This is a genomic window from Collinsella aerofaciens (assembly GCF_015670795.1).
GTDB lineage: Bacteria > Actinomycetota > Coriobacteriia > Coriobacteriales > Coriobacteriaceae > Collinsella > Collinsella aerofaciens_Q.
Genome location: NZ_JADPCJ010000010.1, coordinates 1 through 16224, shown reverse-complemented (window position 1 = coordinate 16224; position 16224 = coordinate 1). Strand labels below are relative to the sequence as shown.

Sequence of the window (16224 nt, the reverse complement as noted above, 5' to 3'; positions counted from 1 at the left end):
TGCGGAGACGCACGAATGCGCGGTTTTCCTGCGCGTTTGGGAGAATCGGGGTGCAAGTCCCCGGCTGTACCAGTAACCGTAATTCCTCTTGGCTCGGGATGCTCGCGTCGCAGATCGGACGACGTGCCCGAGTCGTTAAGGTTAAGTCGGATCGCCTCCCGTCTTGCATGCGGCTGCGGCTTTTGCCGCCGGTGTGCATAGGGCTCTGGAGGGAAGGGGGACCCCGATGGGGGAACTCGAGCGCAACATGCGCGATGACGTGGGGCAGTCTCAAGGCAACGCTCCAAGTACAGACAGTAGGAGACAAATGGATATGTTTGTGGACGAGCGCCAGCGCGTCTCGCATCGCCGTGGCGCAATTGCGCGCGGCGTAGCCAAGCGCGGCCTGGTGGCATTCCTGGCCTTCGCGATGGCCTTTAGCACCACGCCGTCTCAGCTGTGGGCCGAGGGCGCCGAGGGCATTGCCGAGGCTGTGGTTCAGGCGGCACCGCCTGCCGAGAATGGCTCTGGTGAGTCCACGACAAGCCCTGCTGCCGACCTCAATGCGAGCGGCATGGTGGCGAATGGGGGCACTGCCGAGCAAGATGCCGTCGCGACAGCTTCGGGCCCTACCGACAAGACTGAGGACGATAGCGCTGCCGGCAATGAGGCGCCGGCTGCATCGACGTCCGATGCCTCGAAGCAGGACGCCGCCGTTGTCTCTGCCGCTGGAGAGGCCAAGGCTCAGCCTGCCAAGGCCGAGAGCCAGGATGTCTCTGCCATGTGCTCCGTCGTCGGCACCGACGCCGAGGGCGCCCAGCAGACCTGGGCCGCCGCCCAGCAGATCACGCTGAAGGAGGGCTCGACCGCGGCCGACCTCTCCGAGCAGCTCTTCAAGCAGGCCGGCCTCAAGGCCGACTACGACCCCAACGGCTCCTGGGGCTGGGCGCTCAACACGATCACGTCGCCCTTCGATAAGGACCGCAAGCTCGGCTACGACCCGGCGACCGGCGCGTACTGGCAGCTGTTCGTCAACGGCAAGGCCTCCGACGCCGGCGCGGGCGGCTACACGCTCAAGGACGGCGACTCCGTCGTCTGGTGCTACTCGAAGTACGGCGACCCCGCGCCCGAGCAGGTTTCCGTCACAATGGAGATTATTGGCAAAAAGGCCGAGATAGCTCAGCGTTGGACGAGCCCTTCGACCCAGGTGTTTGCTAAGGGCACGTCGATTAAGGATGCCTCTGCTGCTTACTTCGATGCCCTTGGCATAAAGTCAAAAATGTACGACCAATTTGGCTATTGGGGCGTCTATAGTCTCGTATCTCCGCTTGATGGCACCGAGCTGTCGGGTGCATGGTCGTTCTTTGTCAACGGCGTTCCTGGGTCTCAGCTCGATAGCGATTACGTGCTCAAGTCTGGCGACAAAATCGTCTGGGCTTTTGCTCCCGGCGATACTGTGCCTGGCGTCGACAGTGTTGTTGTTGACCCGGGTGCCGCACGTCCTAACTGGGATAGCGATTGGCCTGGTTATACGAGCGCCGACAAAGTAACCGACGCTCCTGTGCCCACGAAGGACGCTGAGGCAAAATGGGTGAGCGAGCTCAAGGGCTCGAACGAATGGAGCAAGGGTATTTCCGACCCGTTGCTGGTCGGTGACTACCTCTACGTGGCCATTGGTTCCAAGCTGCTCAAGAAAAATGTCGACACGGGTGAGACCGTTGCCGAATCGCCTTTGGCGGCAAAGATCGATTCGACCTCGCGTATGGTATACACCGGTGGCGTGATACTCGTGCCGCTTTCGAGCGGTCGCCTGCAGGCGCTGACGGTTGATGCTCTGGCGACAGTTTGGGTAACCGATGAGTTGCCTGCTGGCCCCGATGGCGCTCAGCAGTCCCTTGCGTCCATTACGGTTCGTGACGGCTTTGCCTACTTTGGGACGGCATCGGCTAGCTGGTCCGACTCGAGCGACGGCTACCTGCTCTGCGTGCGCATCTCCGATGGCAAGGTTATGTGGCAGCATAAGAACGAGAACAGCAAGGGCTATTACTGGGCCGGCTTGGCGTTCTCGGGCAATTATGGCGTCATCGCAGATGATTCCGGTACGGTGAGCACGGTCGACTCCGAAACTGGAAAGACCGTTGCGTCGCTCAAGATTGCCGAGCGCGTGCGTACGACGGTGCTGGTCGATGGATCGATCGCTTATGTCGTGAGCGCCGATGGCGTTTTGCATAAGCTATCGGTTGGAACGGACGGAACGCTTTCCGAGCTTGGCAAGGTGACGTTTGGTTGCAGCTCGACCTCGACGCCGGTGCTGGCCAACGGCAAGATTGTGGTCGGAGGCGCATCGACCGAATCCTTTATGGACGGCTACACGAATAAGAACACGTATCACTACGGTCAGCTTGCAGTGATTGATGCAGAGACGCTTGCTGTGGACTATTCCATTTGCAAGGCGGACGGCAGCTATATTCGCCAGGGGACTTCGGGCGGCGGTGACGTAAAGTCGCAGCCGGTTGTTTCTGTCCAGAATGGCGAGACGTACGTCTACTTTACGTCTAACAACAACCCGGGCGGCATCTATCGCTACCGTATTGGCGACGACGAGGCCGAGCTGCTTTATACGCCCGCGGCGGGCGACCAGCAGTACTGCATGGCTTCCATTTCGGTCGGATCCGATGGCTCATTCTACTATGTCAATGACTCGGGCAAGTTGTTTGCTGTCAAGGGTAATGGCCAAAGGGTCGAACGCTATACCGTGACGTTCGACGCCAACGGTAAGGATGCGGCGATGCCCGATTCTCAACGCGTGAAGGAAGGTAAAGCGGCGACGGAGCCCTCGACTAAGCCGCGGTGCAAGGGCTACACCTTTGCCGGTTGGTACACCGATGTTGCCTGCACAAAGGCGTATGACTTTAGCGCTGCGGTGACGGCCGACCTGACGCTGTATGCCAAGTGGACCAAGAATGCCGTTAACCCTGGCGGTAATGGCGGCGCTGGTTCGAATGGCGGCGGCGGTTCTGGTACCGGTACTGGTTCCGGCACTGGCGCTGGCGCGGGTTCTGGCTCCGGCTCGAAGGGCGGCGCTATTGCCCCGGGCAAGAAGCCGGTGACCAAGACGACGGTGTCGACCAAGACCGAGACCAAGGACAACAAGTCCGACAAGAAGGACTCCGATAAGTCCGATAAGAAGGACGAGAAGAAGTCTGACAAGAAGTCTGACAAGAAGGACAGCAAGTCCGACAAGAAGTCCGATACGGGCGCTGCTTCCACGACCACTGCTAAGAAGCCCTCTGGTGCTTCCGAGCAGGAGACTGGCACCAATCCGCTCGCCATTGTTGGCGTTGCCGCCGGCGTCATCGGACTCGCCATCGTCGGCGTGTTCGTGTTCACCAAACGTCGGTAGGTGAGGGCTGTGTCCAATAAATCCAAGGACGCTGACCCCAAGCAACCAGATTCCTCGTTCATTCAGTTCGACGATGCAAAGCAACAGGGCGCCGCTTCGGCGGCGCCCGCCCCACGGCACAAAGCGCTCCTTGGCGTTCTGACTGCCGCGTGCACCATTCTGATCGTCGTCTCGCTGGGTTTCGTCCATCCTTCCACAAGCGGTGCCTGGTCCATCGACTGGATCATTCAGACCGTGACGGGGGAGAGCGTCGTCGCCAAGGACACCAAGGGGTCTGGCTCGTCTGCCGCTTCGGGCGAGGCCAGTTCCAAGGATTCCAAGTCATCGAATGACGCAAAAGACGAGTCCAAGGGTTCGAACGACGGCAAGGACGATTCCGAGTCTTCGGACAAGGAATCGGACAAAAATTCGGATAGCAAGAAGTCCGAGGACCGGGGCGGCAAGAAGTCTGGCGATAAATCCGCTGCCCAAAATACGGGAGCCGGTGATACTTCCAATGCGTCTGGCGGTGCTTCTTCGGGCGGTGGCCAGTCGTCTGATGGAGCCTCATCCTCTAATGGTGGAAACGCCTCCTCGGGCAGCCAAAGCGGCTCACAGGAGTCCAACTACGTTACGGTGACGGTTTCGGTCACATCGAGCGTTGTGGGCAATCCTGTGTCCTCTGGCGGCACCTTTACCTTTAACGAAGGCGCTACCGTTTACGATGCCCTGTGCGCGCTGGGCCTTTCTGTCAACGCACATGGCTCGTCGTACGGTACGTATGTCTCCGCGATTGGTGGTTTGGCCGAGAAACAGTACGGCGGCACGAGCGGCTGGATGTACTCCGTCAACGGCACAACGCCCATGACGGCCTGCAGTAACTACGTTCTCTCCAATGGCGACAACGTTGTTTGGTATTACGTAACGGGCTAGAGGCCCCGACATAGCGCGCCAGACGGGCGGTTCGGACCAACATCCGGACCGCCCGTTTTTCATGCGAATGGGACTGGGTCGCCGGGTCTCTCTGCAAACAAAAAAAACCGGTTGGAACGGGAATTCCAACCGGTTATACATTCAAGCAAATAGTGAATCGACTACGACCGTGCGCCCTCGAGGAAGAAGCGGCGGCTGAAGTAGTTGTACCAGGTGACGAGGAACGTGGCGATGGCCTTCATGGCCTGGTAGCCGATGCTCAAAAACGTGACGCCCACAAACATATACAGGTCGTTGAGGCCCAGGCCGATCACCGACAGGATGGTGAAGATCGTGAACTCGCGCTTGCGGCTCATGCCTTCGCGGTGGTCGAACACGTACTTCATGCTGAGCCAGTAGTTGACCACGACGGACGTGATAAACGAGATCGTGGTGCTCATCAAAAAGTCGAGGTGGAACAGCTCGACGAGCGCAATGAGCATGCCCCAGTCGATGCCAAAGGAGATAAGACCCACGACGGCAAACTTGAGGAACTGCTTGGTATGAGGTTGTGCCAGCGCCTTGCGCACGTAATCACATCCAATGCGTTGATGAATCGAGCAGAGGATACTTTAGAGCTTTTACAAGGGAAACGTAAGGTCTTTGCCAAGAACTATATGAACTCGCCAAATTTTCAAGAGCTAATCCGCAAACGTTGAAATTTTCCCGTAAACGAGCGACACCTACGGACGATACTGCGCTGAGTGCGCGTCGTCCGTGGGCGCCGTAATGCTGCAGGGGTTTCGAGCTATTTTGTCTCGTCGCCCTCCAGGAAGATTTTTCGGGTCACAAAGTTGTAGACCATGACAAGCGCGGTGGCGCAGATCTTGGCGATATTGGCCTCGAGTCCCAGGCCGGCGTTGAGCGCCAGCACGATGCCGTCGTTGAGCACCAAACCGATCACGGACAGCACGACAAAGATGATGAACTCGCGGCGGCGGCTCATGCCTTCCTTGTGCGCAAACACGTACTTCATGCTTGCGAGGTAGTTAAAGATGAGTGAGATGATAAAGCCGCTGGTGTTGGCGATTAGGATGTTGAGGCCCAGACCGTAGTGGAGCAGATTCATAATGCCAAAGTCGATAACCGTGGCAATGACACCGACGACGCCAAATTTCATGATCTGCGCAAGGAGCTTTTGCATGGTACCTGCCTTAGGGTGGCGCGGGGACGCCGTGGGGATGACAAACTCAGCAAGTTTAGCCAATCCCCGCGGGTGGGGCTAGACGCGCTCTTCGATAGCACCGTTTCTATATGCATCGAGCAGCTGGCGCAGATCCTGGATCTGGCTGCGAATCTTGGCGCCAGTATCGGTGTCGCTCACCATGCGGCGACGGTCTGCTTGGTCAAAACGGTTGGTCTCGCTTTCGATGTCCACGTTGCGCGTGAGTGCCTCGGCAACCGTCGTAAAGGCCCGGTGCGACTTGAGGCGGCAGCCGCGCGAGCTCGAGATGAGCGTATAGCCGGCGATGCCCGTCTTGGGATGGTAAGCGCGGCAGAAGCCGCCATCGATGACCAGCAGCTTGCCCTCGGCGCGGATGGGCTGCTCGCCCTTGGTGGTTTTAACGGGCGTGTGGCCGTTGATGATGTGGCCGGTCGGCGAGCATGCCATGGGCGCGACGCCAAACTCGCGCATGATATCATCGCAGACCGAGGGCGACTTGGTAAGCGTAAAGTACGGGTCCATCGGCTCGACCCAGGTGCTCTTATCGGCGATATAGGCGCGCTCAAAGGTACGCACCAGGCGTCCGCTGGCGGGTGAATTGAAGCCAATCCACAGGTACCACATCCAGTCGAGGGCATCGCGGTCGCCCACGCGCCACGCGCGGCGGGCGATGTGGTCGCAAAAATCGAGATAATCGCGGCCAGCGTGCCAGGTGCCCAGGCAGTTCATGCTGCTAAAGGTGCCGTCTTCGTTGAGCGGAACGCAGCCGTGGAAGAGCAGGTTGCCGTTGGCGACCTTGTACATCGAGCCGTGGGTGTAGAGGAAATCGATATGGCGATGCAGGTGATCGGCGGTTACAAACTCGGACACGAGCTTGTCGATGATGTGCTGCTCCTGAGACGTGAGCGTGTAGGGGTCCGCCGGGTCGACGGTGGGGAAGTCGTTGGTCGTGAGCGGCCACACGCTGCCGTCGGCGAGCGTGACCGTGCCGGTGTCGTGGTCGATCTTGTCGAGTAACAGGCGGTCGGTCATATCGAACTCGGGGTGGCGCTGGATAATCTGGCCCTCGAGCTTAAAGAGCAGCACGTTGATGGCCTTGATCAGCGGGGTGATGGACTCACCGGCGGTGTAGGTGGCATCGGCAAAGGCGACAAGCTCACGCAGCGAGATGCCGTAGTCGTTCTCCAGGATCTCGTAGTTGTCGTAGCGTAGGTTGTTGCGCAACACCGTGGCGATGCAGGCGGGCTCACCGGCCGCAGCGCCCATCCACAGCAGGTCGTGGTTGCCCCACTGGATGTCGAGTGAATGGTAGGTGAGCAGACGGTCCATAATTTTGGCCGCGCCGCCGCCGCGGTCGAAGATGTCGCCCACCAGGTGCAAGTGGTCGACGGCCAGGCGCTTGATGAGCGAGGCGAGCGACTCGATAAAGTCGTCGGCGCTGGCGGTCTCTAGGATGGACTCCACGATGCGCTCGTGATAGCGCACGCGATAGTTGTTCTCGTCCGGGTGCGTGTGCAACAACTCGTCGATGATGTAGGCGTAGTCGCGCGGGATGGCCTTACGCACCTTGGAGCGCGTGTAGCGGCTTGAAAGTGAGCGAGCGACCATGATGAGCTGGTCAAGCATCGTCTTGTACCAGGTTGGCGAGTCCTCGCGCCGGCTGCGGACCAGGTCGATCTTCTCGCGCGGGTAGTAGATGAGCGTACACAGCTCGCCCTTTTCGTCAAAGGAGAGCGTGTCGCCAAAGATCTCGTCGACATGTTCGCGCACGACGCCCGAGCAGTTGTTGAGGATGTGCATAAAGGCTTCGTACTCACCATGCACGTCGCTCATAAAATGCTCGGTGCCCTTGGGTAGGTTGAGGATGGCCGAGAGGTTGATAATTTCGGTAAATGCGGATTGTTCGGTGGGGAACTGTCTCGACAGCAGGCGCAGATACTTGAAGTCTTGCGGGTTGCGATCGAATGCGACCATGAAACACCTTCCGATGGGGCTGGTAAAACTGATAAACAGCGTCAAACGTTTACCAGTATGCGCCGCTTTTGTTTCGATTTTGCGCCAGCGGCTGAATTGTCGGCTGAACGGTTTGGTAAATCGATTTAGTGAAGGTAGATGTGTCGGTTGGGTGGAGACGACAGAGGGTGTTTTCTCAGATATTTATGCATGGGGCCGGTGGAGACGATGGTGGTAAAGATGTTCACTATATTTGGTTCGATTTGGTAAATAGTGGACATATGTACCGCATGTAGGCTCACTGTGCGATAATTTGCGCAGCAATGAGTAAGGAGCCTCATATGAGTGATTTTGTCCTGACCTGTGAATCCGCCGCCGACCGAACCCGTGAGTTCTTTGCGGCGCGCAATATCCCTGTCGTGTGTTTTCATTACGAGATCGACGATGTTGTCTATACGGACGATCTGTATCAGTCGATTACGCCGGACAAGTTTTTTGCCCAGATTGCCGCGGGCGCCATGCCCAAGACGTCTCAGGTGAGCGTGGGTGAGTACGAGGAGTTTTGGGAGCCGTTTGTTGCCGAGGGTAAAGACGTGCTGCACCTGACGTTGTCGTCGGGTATTTCGGGCACGTATGGATCGGCCTGCGTCGCGGCGCAGATGCTCGCGGATCGCTATCCCCAGGGCGGCAAGGTGCGCGTCATCGATTCGCTGGGGGCGTCTTCGGGCTTTGGTCTGTTGCTGGAATATGCCGCCGACGTGCGCGATAGCGGGGCTTCACTCGACGAGACGGCCGCTTGGATTGAGGAGCATAAACTCAACCTGCACCACTGGTTCTTCTCGACCGATCTGTCGAGCTACCTGCGCGGCGGTCGCATTTCGGCCGCGAGCGCGATCATTGGCACGGCGCTTAAGATTTGCCCGCTTATGACGGTCGATTGCGAAGGTAAGCTGTCGCCACGTGAGAAAATTCGCACTAAGAAGCGCGCGATTTCCGAGATGGCTAAGACCATGATGGCACACGTGCAGGGCGGTACGGATTATTCGGGTAAGTGCATCATGTCGCACTCGGCGTGCCGCGAGGATGCCGAGGCAGTTGCGGCGCTGATTGAGGAACAGGTTCCGCAGCTTAAAGGCAAGATTGAGATCAATGACATCGGTACTCTGATTGGCTCGCATACCGGACCTGGTACGGTGGCGCTCTTCTTTATGGGCGACAAGCGCGTGGATTAATTTGCCCCATCACGTTGCTGCATGATTGCTCAAACGAAAACGGCCCGTCTCACGTTTGTGGGGCGGGCCTTGCTGTTGCGGCTAGCGTTTCTTTCCGCGGAAGAAAAAGCCGTGCAGTGACGGCTTGAGGCCGCGATTGGCGCGATGCTCCTCGACGCGCTCGTGGATCGAAGCGACGCGCTCGATGACTTCGTCGGGAATCGGCACGTCGGGATTCATGTTCTCGACCTGGCTGACTTCGGCGGCGGCGACCTGGTCGATAATGGGCACATCGTCGCGCGAGATGACAGGTGTGGCGTCTTCCTTCATCTTGCGATAACGCTGCATCATGTCGGCCTGTAGCTGCTGGGCCGAAGGCGGCGTCCAGATGATGGCGTTGGCGCCGGCGGCGATGGTCTCGCGAATGCTCTCGGGCGTCTTGCCGCCCGGTGCGATGAGCGGCAGGTTGGGATAGTGCTCGCGCAGTTCACGCAGGACCTGGGGTGTGTTTTTGCCGGCGGCGATGTTGAGAATCTTGGCTCCGGCGCGCACTTTGGCATGCGCATCATCGTCGCAACGTACGACCGTGGCGATGACGGGGATGTCGGCGATGTTGGTGATGTGCTCGACCATCTCGGCAGTGGCGGGGGAGTTGACCACGCAGCCCGCCGCGCCCTGCATCTCGGAGACAGCTGCCATCTGCACGGAGCGCTTGCCGGTCGTAGTTCCGCCGCCCACGCCTACAAAGACCGGGCACTCGGCGACGGTCAACAGTGCCTGCGTAATGGCGGGCTGCGGCGTGAAAGGGTAGACCGCAAAGACGGCGTCGGCGTTGGAGTTGCGGATAACCGCGACATCGGTGGTGTAAATGAGCGACTTGATGCGTCGGCCAAAGAGCGTGAAGCCGCTGGCCTCCTCGATCTCGTCGGGCATGCGGAGGGCCGCCTTGCGCAAACGCCCGTCGATGGGCAGCGGCTCCATGGGGAGCAGTCCGTTGGGAGTCACGGCTACCTGGGGCTCGGTGAACTCGTCTGCGAGCTCGACCTCGGAGAAATCGACCGAGGCGACGATGTCCTCGTGAACCTCGGCGGGCACATCGATGGGAGCTTGGTCGTTTGCCGCGGCAGGCGTGTCGAAGGAGCTGGTGCCGACAAAGGCGTCGACGCGCTCGTTTAGGTCGTTGAGGGTGTCCATGGAGACTCGATTCTGTGTGACGACGGCCGGCACGATGCAGCCGGAATTGCGAATGCTAAATCGTTTGACGAGTTGATTTTTCCCCGCTGCGCCATCTGTTAGACCGAACGCCCGGCGAACGTGAAGGAGCTGTGGTGGCGGGTTTTGAGGTGCTATCTTAAATGTCCCGTTTAAAAGAGAGGTGGCGCGGTATGGATTTCACAGCAATGTTGGGCTCGATTGGCCTATGCGTGGGCGCAATCGTAGCCGCCGCGGTCATCTACTTTGTGGTTACGGCCATTAAGGGCAAAAGGGCCGAGCGCAAGGAACGCGAGGCACTTAAGCAACACCGTGACCAGCAGGACAAGCGCGCACGGGAATAGCTTGTTGAGTTTTGAATCCGTGCGCTAGCTGCGTTTTCGGACCAGGGCGATGTAGAAGCCCTCAAAGTCGCGGCTGGGCGGGATAGTGAGCGTGCCGGGCATGCCGTTGGTGACGGCCGATACCTGGCCCGCGGTGATTGCCTCGGTGAGAGCGTTGGACTCGACGCGCGGTTCCTCACCGGCTTCCTGGGCGCGGCGTGCTTCGCTTTCGCTCGGCGTGCCGTCGAGGGGGATAAGCTCGCAGTCCATATGCTTGTCGAGGGCCTCTTGCAGGGCGTCCTCGTTTTCCTGCGGCAAGATCGAACAAGTCGAATAGACGAGCGTGCCGCCCGGTTTGAGGGCCCCCATGGCGCGGTCCAGAAGTGCTCGCTGCGAGCGGGCGCACTTGCTCAGCAACTGCTCGGTGAGGCCGCGCAGGCTTTTCTCGTTGCCACTGATGACGGTGCCCGTGCCGGTGCAGGGAGCGTCGAGCAGGATGCGGTCAAAGCGGAAGAACTCGTCGAGCTCGCGTGCGTCGACGCGCATGACGGGCACGTTTTTGGCACCCTGGCGATGGAGGTTCGACTCGAGCTTTTCGGCGCGGGGAATGCTCATCTCACAGGCGGTGAGGTGCGCCTGTCCCTGGGTGAGGGAGGCGATCTGCGTCGTCTTGCCGCCGGGGGCTGCGCACATGTCCAGGATGTCCTCGCCTGCCTGGGCGCCCAGGACCAACGGCGGCATCATGGATGACAGGCTCTGCAGGTAGATTTTGCCGTCGCGGTAGATGTCGAGATCCCACAGATCTGAAACCTGGGCCTCGGGCAGGATAAAGGCGTCTGGGTACCAAGCGACGGGGTTGTGGGCGATGCCGGCGGCATCGAGCGCCGCAGCGATGTCCTCGGCGGTCGCCTTGAGCGTGTTGGCGCGCAGCGTGACCGGGCGTGTGGCCGCGGCGCCGAAGCCCTCGATCATGAGCTCGGCATCGGCGGGCGCATAGGCGCCGGCGACCGTGTCGACCATAAAGCGCGGTAGGTCGGCGGCGGAGTGTTGGGCGGCAAGCTGGTCGGAAAGCTCGGTAGCGGCAAACTGCCTAAGCTTGAGCTCAGCCTTGACCTGCTTTTTCTGCTTACGACGACGCGGCTTGGACATCCGTCTTTCCTTCCCATTCCATTACATGTCGAGTGTTATTAGTACTGGCTCTCGTGCTTGCTGAAGAAGTCGAAGCGCGGGGGCAGCGGCTTCACGCGGTGGTCTCCGGGCTTCTCGCCCAGGCTCTCTACGAACTCGTCCGTGGAGGCAAAGATGTTATCCCAGCTAAAGAAAGCGACCGGATCGACGTCGAAGTACTCGCAGATGAGTTCGCAGCCGGCCGGGACGATACCGTGCATCAGGACGGTCGCCACGCGCAGCTCGGTAAAGGCATCAACCAGGGCCTGCGTCATCGCTGCGTTTGCTTCGTCGCCCTCGAGCTTGTTGGCGGCCTTGGAGGCGTCGCTCCAGCGCTTGTTGGCGGCGCGCAGGTAGTCGTCGCACACGGCAAGCGCGCGGTGCGTCTCGAACTTGTACATGGCCTGCTCAAAGGCAAGAGCTGCCTGCTCGGCAGCCTCGACCACGGCGGCAGAGGCGGCACCGGCGGGGATGCAGCCGTTGCGATAGGGGCTCTCGTCGCCTTCCTTGACGGCGACGCCGTAGAAGCAGCTGCGGGCCAGACGGTTGAATACGCCGGTCAAAAGGGCGCTCTCCTTAAGGGCCGGATCGATAACGCGCTTGTCGTCGCAGGCGCGCACCTCGTTGCCGTCCTTGTCCTTGCCGGTCACACGCGTGTCGTATGCCTTGGGGCTAAAGCTCACCGGCTTTTCGGACAGGCCGAGCGACAGCCAGTGCGCGCGCATCTGCTCGCAGGTGTAGTGGTTGAGTAGGTCGTCTGCCGGCGGGGGAGGCGTCTGCGAGGACGAGCTGGCCTTTTTGCCCATGTAGAGCAGGTGGTAGCAGGCGCTGACGGTGCTCTGCGTGAGGTCCCAGCCCAGGGCCTCCCACATGGCGGTCTGCGCGATGCAGTAGAAGTAGATGTTGTCCTGACCGATGAACTGGTAGATCTGTGCGTCGTCAGAGCACCACCAGTCGCGCCAGTCGAGTGAGCTGTGCTGGTAGGTGGGCGCGGGGACCTGCGTGGAATCGGCGGCAGGCTCGCCCATGAGGGCGGCATCCTGGGCGGCGACGCCCTCGGTCACGCCGGCGGCCTTGGCATCGCGGGCGAGCACGGTGCGGGTGTAGCTGATGGGCGCCCACAGGCTCTCGGGCCAGCACCAGCAGGTGACGTCGGTCACGCCGTCGACCTCGGGCACCGGAACGCCCCAGTCGATGTTGCCGGTGATGCGGAAGGGCACGAGCGCCTTGCCGCTGCGGAAGCGCACGCCGCCGTTGGCGAGCACCGCGTGGGCGTCGTCGCGCTCCTTCCAGCTGGGGAAGGTGACGGTAAAGCTGCTCTTGTTGCCTTCGGGCTCCAGCACGGTGTGCTCGGGCAGCTGGTCCTCGACGGCGTCGAAGGCCTCGCGGAACTTGTTCTGGATGTAGAGCTGAGCCGGCAGCAGCCACTCCTCCATGGTCTTGGAGACCACGGAGCGAACCTGCGGGTTCTTGGCGAGCTTGGCGGTATAGGTCTTCATAAAGTCGAGGTAGGCCGGCAGGTCGAAGTAGAGGTTGTCGACCGGGCGCAGCTCGGGCACCTCGCCGGTGAGCTGGCTCTTGGGCGCGATGAGCTCCTCGGGCTCAAACTGGTGTCCCAGGTCACACTCGTCGGCGTAAGCCTTCTCGGACTTGCAACCTTGGATGGGGCAGCGGCCGATGACCTGGCGACCGTTGAGGAACGTGCCGGCCTTGGCATCGTAGAACTGCAGCGTGGAGCGCTTGGAGATGGTGCCCTGCTCGTGCAGACGCTCGATAATCTCGGCGGTCACCTCGTTGTGGATCTGGGCCGCCGGCTCAAGGCCCGAGCCGCCATAGATATCGCAGCTGATGTTGTAGTTGTTGAGGGTCGCGGCCTGGCGGGAGTGGTTGGACTCGACGTACTCGCTAATGGACTTGTCGTAGCCCTCGTTCTCCTTGAGCTTGCGGTAGCTCTCCATGATGGGCGAGCCGTAGCAGTCGGTGCCCGAGGTGAAGATGACGTTCTCGCGGCCCAGACGGTCGCGCAGGAAGCGGGCGAAGAAGTCGGCCGGGACAAAGACGCCGCCAACGTGGCCAAAGTGAAGGCCCTTGTTACCGTAGGGCTCGCCGGCGGTAACGATGGCGCGGCGAGGCCAGCTGGGACGGTCGTTCTTGGAGTATTTGGATGCCATGGGACTCCTTCGCATATGGTGAGAGCACGGCCGGGCGCGAGGCTCGGCGGCGCGGTGATCAATTCGTGCATATCGTTCGACATTATCGCACATGCGGACGGGTACGTGGCAGGGGCGCTATCCTAAGATGCTATGAATGAGATTTCCAACATACATGCGTTTGAGGACGAGGATTTTCTGCACGCCTGCTTTGTGTGGGGGATGGCCGTGCTTGGCGCATTTGCCGTGTGCCTGGTGCCGGTGTTTATGCTGCTGGGTGGCCCCGCGGACCTGGATGCGGCTGACGCGGGCGGCTGGACCACGGTCTTGGGCTGGATAGTCGGCTTGGCTGCGGTTTCGGCGGCGTCATTTGCCGTGCATGAGCTGGTGCATGCGGTGTTCTTTAAGCTGTTTGCGCCCGCCGGTGCTCGGGTGACCTTTGGGGCAAATCTCGAAACCTGCATGATTTACGCCTGCGCCGAGGGCGTGGTGTATTCGCGCCGGCGGTACGTGGCAGTTTGCCTGGCGCCGACGGTTGTTGTGACGGCGGCGTTTGCCCTAGGGTTTGCGCTCTCGGGCTATCCGCTGCTGTGCTACTTGGCGGCTGGTCTGCACTTGTCGGGCTGTGTGGGCGACTGGTATTACGTGCGGACCATTCTGCGCGACCGCCGCATTGTCGCCTGCGAGGACACGTCCTTTGGCGTGCGCTTTTTTGGGTGAGGAGATGTCGATGAAGTCGTTGTTGCTGCATGCGTGCTGTGCACCATGCTCGCTTGAGCCGGTTCGCCTGCTGCGCGAGGAGGGGTTTGAGCCCACAATCTGCTGGACCAACCCCAATATTCAACCGCGCGATGAATGGCAGCGCCGCTTGGACGAGCTGCGCCGGTGGTGTGTCGATGGCGACATCGAGCTCATCGAGGCAGGGGAGGACCGCGATCACTGGGAGACCGGCGTGGCACTGCTGGGTGCCGATCGGCCTCGTCGCTGTCGCGCGTGCTATGCCCTGCGCTTGGCCGAGGCGTGCCGCGTGGCCCAGGAGCGCGGGTTTGAGTTTGTGGGCACGACGCTCGCCGTCTCGCCGTATCAGCTGTTCGATACCTGCAATGACGTGCTCAAGCGCCTGGCGGCGGCACGTGGGCTCACTCCGGTGATTCGCGATTTTCGCCCGTATTACCCCGAAGCGACACGCCGTTCGCGCGAGCTTGGAATGTATCGGCAGAACTACTGCGGCTGCCGCTTCTCGGCTGTCGAGGCGGCCATGGACCGCGCCCGCATCCGCGACGAGCGCAAAGCCGCCAAAAAGTAGTTCATTTGGGACGTCAGCCTGCTAGGATGTAGAGCGGACTTTAGCTATATAAGGAGTATCCGACGTGTCTATGCGTACTGATGATTTTGACTACAACCTTCCCGAGGAACTGATTGCACAGGCTCCTGCCGAGCCGCGCGACTCCTGCCGCCTGTTGGTGGTGGATCGCAAGGGCTCCCGGGCGGGAACGCCGTTGGAGCACGGCGGTACCGTTGAGCACCGCATCTTCCGCGACATCATCGACTATATCGAGCCGGGCGACGTGCTCGTCATCAACAAGACGCGCGTGATGCCGGCCCGCCTGATCGGTCGCAAGGCCGGCTCGGGCGGCGTGGTCGAGACGCTGCTGCTCAAGCGCCGCGAGGATGTGGATCCGCTGGGTCACGTTTGGGAGTGCCTGGTCAAGCCGGGTAAGCGCCTGAAGCCCGGTGCTCAGATTGAGTATCGTGCGGGCGGCGCCCATGCGCCCGAGGGCGCGCCCGTGGTGCTGACGGCCGAGGTCGTCGACTTTGTTAACGATAGCCGCGGTGGCCGTCTGGTGCGCTTTGAGCCGGCCGGTTGCAATGCCGCCGGCGACCCGCGCACGCTCGACGAGGCCATCCACGCTGCCGGCCACGTGCCGCTGCCGCCCTACATTACCGATTACGAGGGCGATCCCGAGAAGTACCAGACCGTCTACGCCATGAAGGAGGAGCACTCGGCTGCCGCTCCTACGGCGGGTCTGCACTTTACTCCCGAGCTCATGGCCGCTATCGAGGCCAAGGGTGCGAAGTTTGCCGCCGTCGAGCTCGAGGTGGGTATCGATACCTTCCGTCTGGTGGAGGAGGACGACCCTACACAGCACGTGATGCACACCGAGCGCTACCACGTGTCGCAGGAGGTTGTCGACGCTGTGCATAAGGCGAAGGCCGAGGGCCATCGTGTGATCGCCGTCGGCACTACCGCAGTGCGCTCGCTCGAGAGCGCGTTTGACGCGGACGCGCCGGTGTCCGATCCGGCTGTGACGGCGCGCTATTTTGAGGGCCGCGAGGACGGGGCCGACACGCTCGGCCGCGGTGACATCGTGGTGCGCGAGAATGCGACGACGCAGCTCTACCTCATGCCCGGCTCGACCTATCACGTGGTCGACGCGCTGATCACGAACTTCCACGTGCCGCGCTCCACGCTCATGATGCTCGTGAGCGCACTTGCCACCCGCGACCAGATCATGGATGCCTACGCCGCCGCCATCGAGGAGCGCTACCGCTTCTTCAGCTTTGGCGACGCCATGCTCATTCAGTAGGTTACGGCGTTTTACAAACGCCGTAACCGGTCGACGCTGCGCGGGCCGCATTTGGACAATCTGACGTTCAACTTCAAGGGCGCGACCAGAAGGTCAGCGCCCTTTCGTTTCACGTCACCTTG

Annotated in this window: 13 protein-coding genes; 7 read left to right on the top strand and 6 right to left on the bottom strand. The window is 60.9% G+C overall.

The window, feature by feature from the left end:
- Positions 1-307: 307 nt before the first annotated feature.
- Positions 308-3382, top strand: a complete 3075-nt coding sequence (locus I4W09_RS04485) for an InlB B-repeat-containing protein (RefSeq protein WP_196032280.1) — start codon at positions 308-310, stop codon at positions 3380-3382.
- A 9-nt stretch (positions 3383-3391) separates the two neighbouring features.
- On the top strand, positions 3392-4294 hold the full coding sequence (locus I4W09_RS04480; protein WP_271756758.1) for a DUF4430 domain-containing protein: 903 nt from the start codon (positions 3392-3394) through the stop codon (positions 4292-4294).
- Between the two features lie 161 nt (positions 4295-4455).
- Here I4W09_RS04480 and I4W09_RS04475 read toward each other — a convergent pair whose 3' ends face one another.
- From I4W09_RS04475 to I4W09_RS04465, 3 genes are all read right to left on the bottom strand, one after another.
- A complete protein-coding gene (locus I4W09_RS04475; RefSeq protein WP_035137329.1) occupies positions 4456-4863 on the bottom strand; it encodes a GtrA family protein in 408 nt (135 codons plus the stop codon).
- Positions 4864-5081: 218 nt separating this feature from the next.
- Positions 5082-5477, bottom strand: a complete 396-nt coding sequence (locus I4W09_RS04470) for a GtrA family protein (protein ID WP_022095122.1) — start codon at positions 5475-5477, stop codon at positions 5082-5084.
- Positions 5478-5555: 78 nt separating this feature from the next.
- Positions 5556-7472 (bottom strand): fructose-1,6-bisphosphatase, encoded by a 1917-nt coding sequence (locus tag I4W09_RS04465; protein WP_055285767.1) that lies wholly within the window; start codon positions 7470-7472, stop codon positions 5556-5558.
- 320 nt (positions 7473-7792) lie between these two features.
- Here I4W09_RS04465 and I4W09_RS04460 point away from each other — a divergent pair, with 320 nt between their 5' ends.
- A complete protein-coding gene (locus tag I4W09_RS04460) occupies positions 7793-8683 on the top strand; it encodes a DegV family protein (RefSeq protein WP_196032277.1) in 891 nt (296 codons plus the stop codon).
- Positions 8684-8764: 81 nt separating this feature from the next.
- On the opposite strand, the gene I4W09_RS04455 is transcribed toward I4W09_RS04460, so the two are convergent.
- Complete coding sequence (locus tag I4W09_RS04455) at positions 8765-9856, bottom strand: beta/alpha barrel domain-containing protein (RefSeq protein ID WP_148332085.1); 1092 nt, start codon at positions 9854-9856, stop codon at positions 8765-8767.
- A gap of 191 nt (positions 9857-10047) precedes the next feature.
- Here I4W09_RS04455 and I4W09_RS04450 point away from each other — a divergent pair, with 191 nt between their 5' ends.
- Positions 10048-10218, top strand: a complete 171-nt coding sequence (locus tag I4W09_RS04450; RefSeq protein ID WP_196032274.1) for a hypothetical protein — start codon at positions 10048-10050, stop codon at positions 10216-10218.
- 24 nt (positions 10219-10242) lie between these two features.
- Here the strand turns inward: I4W09_RS04450 and I4W09_RS04445 are convergent, their stop codons facing one another.
- Both I4W09_RS04445 and I4W09_RS04440 read right to left on the bottom strand, forming a co-directional pair.
- Complete coding sequence (locus tag I4W09_RS04445; protein ID WP_196032271.1) at positions 10243-11346, bottom strand: RsmB/NOP family class I SAM-dependent RNA methyltransferase; 1104 nt, start codon at positions 11344-11346, stop codon at positions 10243-10245.
- Positions 11347-11384: 38 nt separating this feature from the next.
- Complete coding sequence (locus tag I4W09_RS04440; protein ID WP_196032268.1) at positions 11385-13535, bottom strand: class I tRNA ligase family protein; 2151 nt, start codon at positions 13533-13535, stop codon at positions 11385-11387.
- A 132-nt stretch (positions 13536-13667) separates the two neighbouring features.
- Here I4W09_RS04440 and I4W09_RS04435 point away from each other — a divergent pair, with 132 nt between their 5' ends.
- The 3 genes from I4W09_RS04435 to queA all read left to right on the top strand — a co-directional run bounded on the left by I4W09_RS04435 (position 13668) and on the right by queA (position 16102).
- Positions 13668-14234, top strand: coding sequence for a DUF3267 domain-containing protein (locus I4W09_RS04435; RefSeq protein WP_196032266.1), 567 nt, complete (start codon positions 13668-13670; stop codon positions 14232-14234).
- A 10-nt stretch (positions 14235-14244) separates the two neighbouring features.
- Positions 14245-14820 carry an epoxyqueuosine reductase QueH gene (locus tag I4W09_RS04430; protein ID WP_196032263.1) on the top strand — a complete coding sequence of 192 codons (576 nt, stop codon included), beginning with the start codon at positions 14245-14247 and terminating at the stop codon, positions 14818-14820.
- Positions 14821-14890: 70 nt separating this feature from the next.
- Positions 14891-16102, top strand: a complete 1212-nt coding sequence (gene queA / locus I4W09_RS04425; RefSeq protein ID WP_196032349.1) for a tRNA preQ1(34) S-adenosylmethionine ribosyltransferase-isomerase QueA — start codon at positions 14891-14893, stop codon at positions 16100-16102.
- Positions 16103-16224 lie beyond the last annotated feature (122 nt).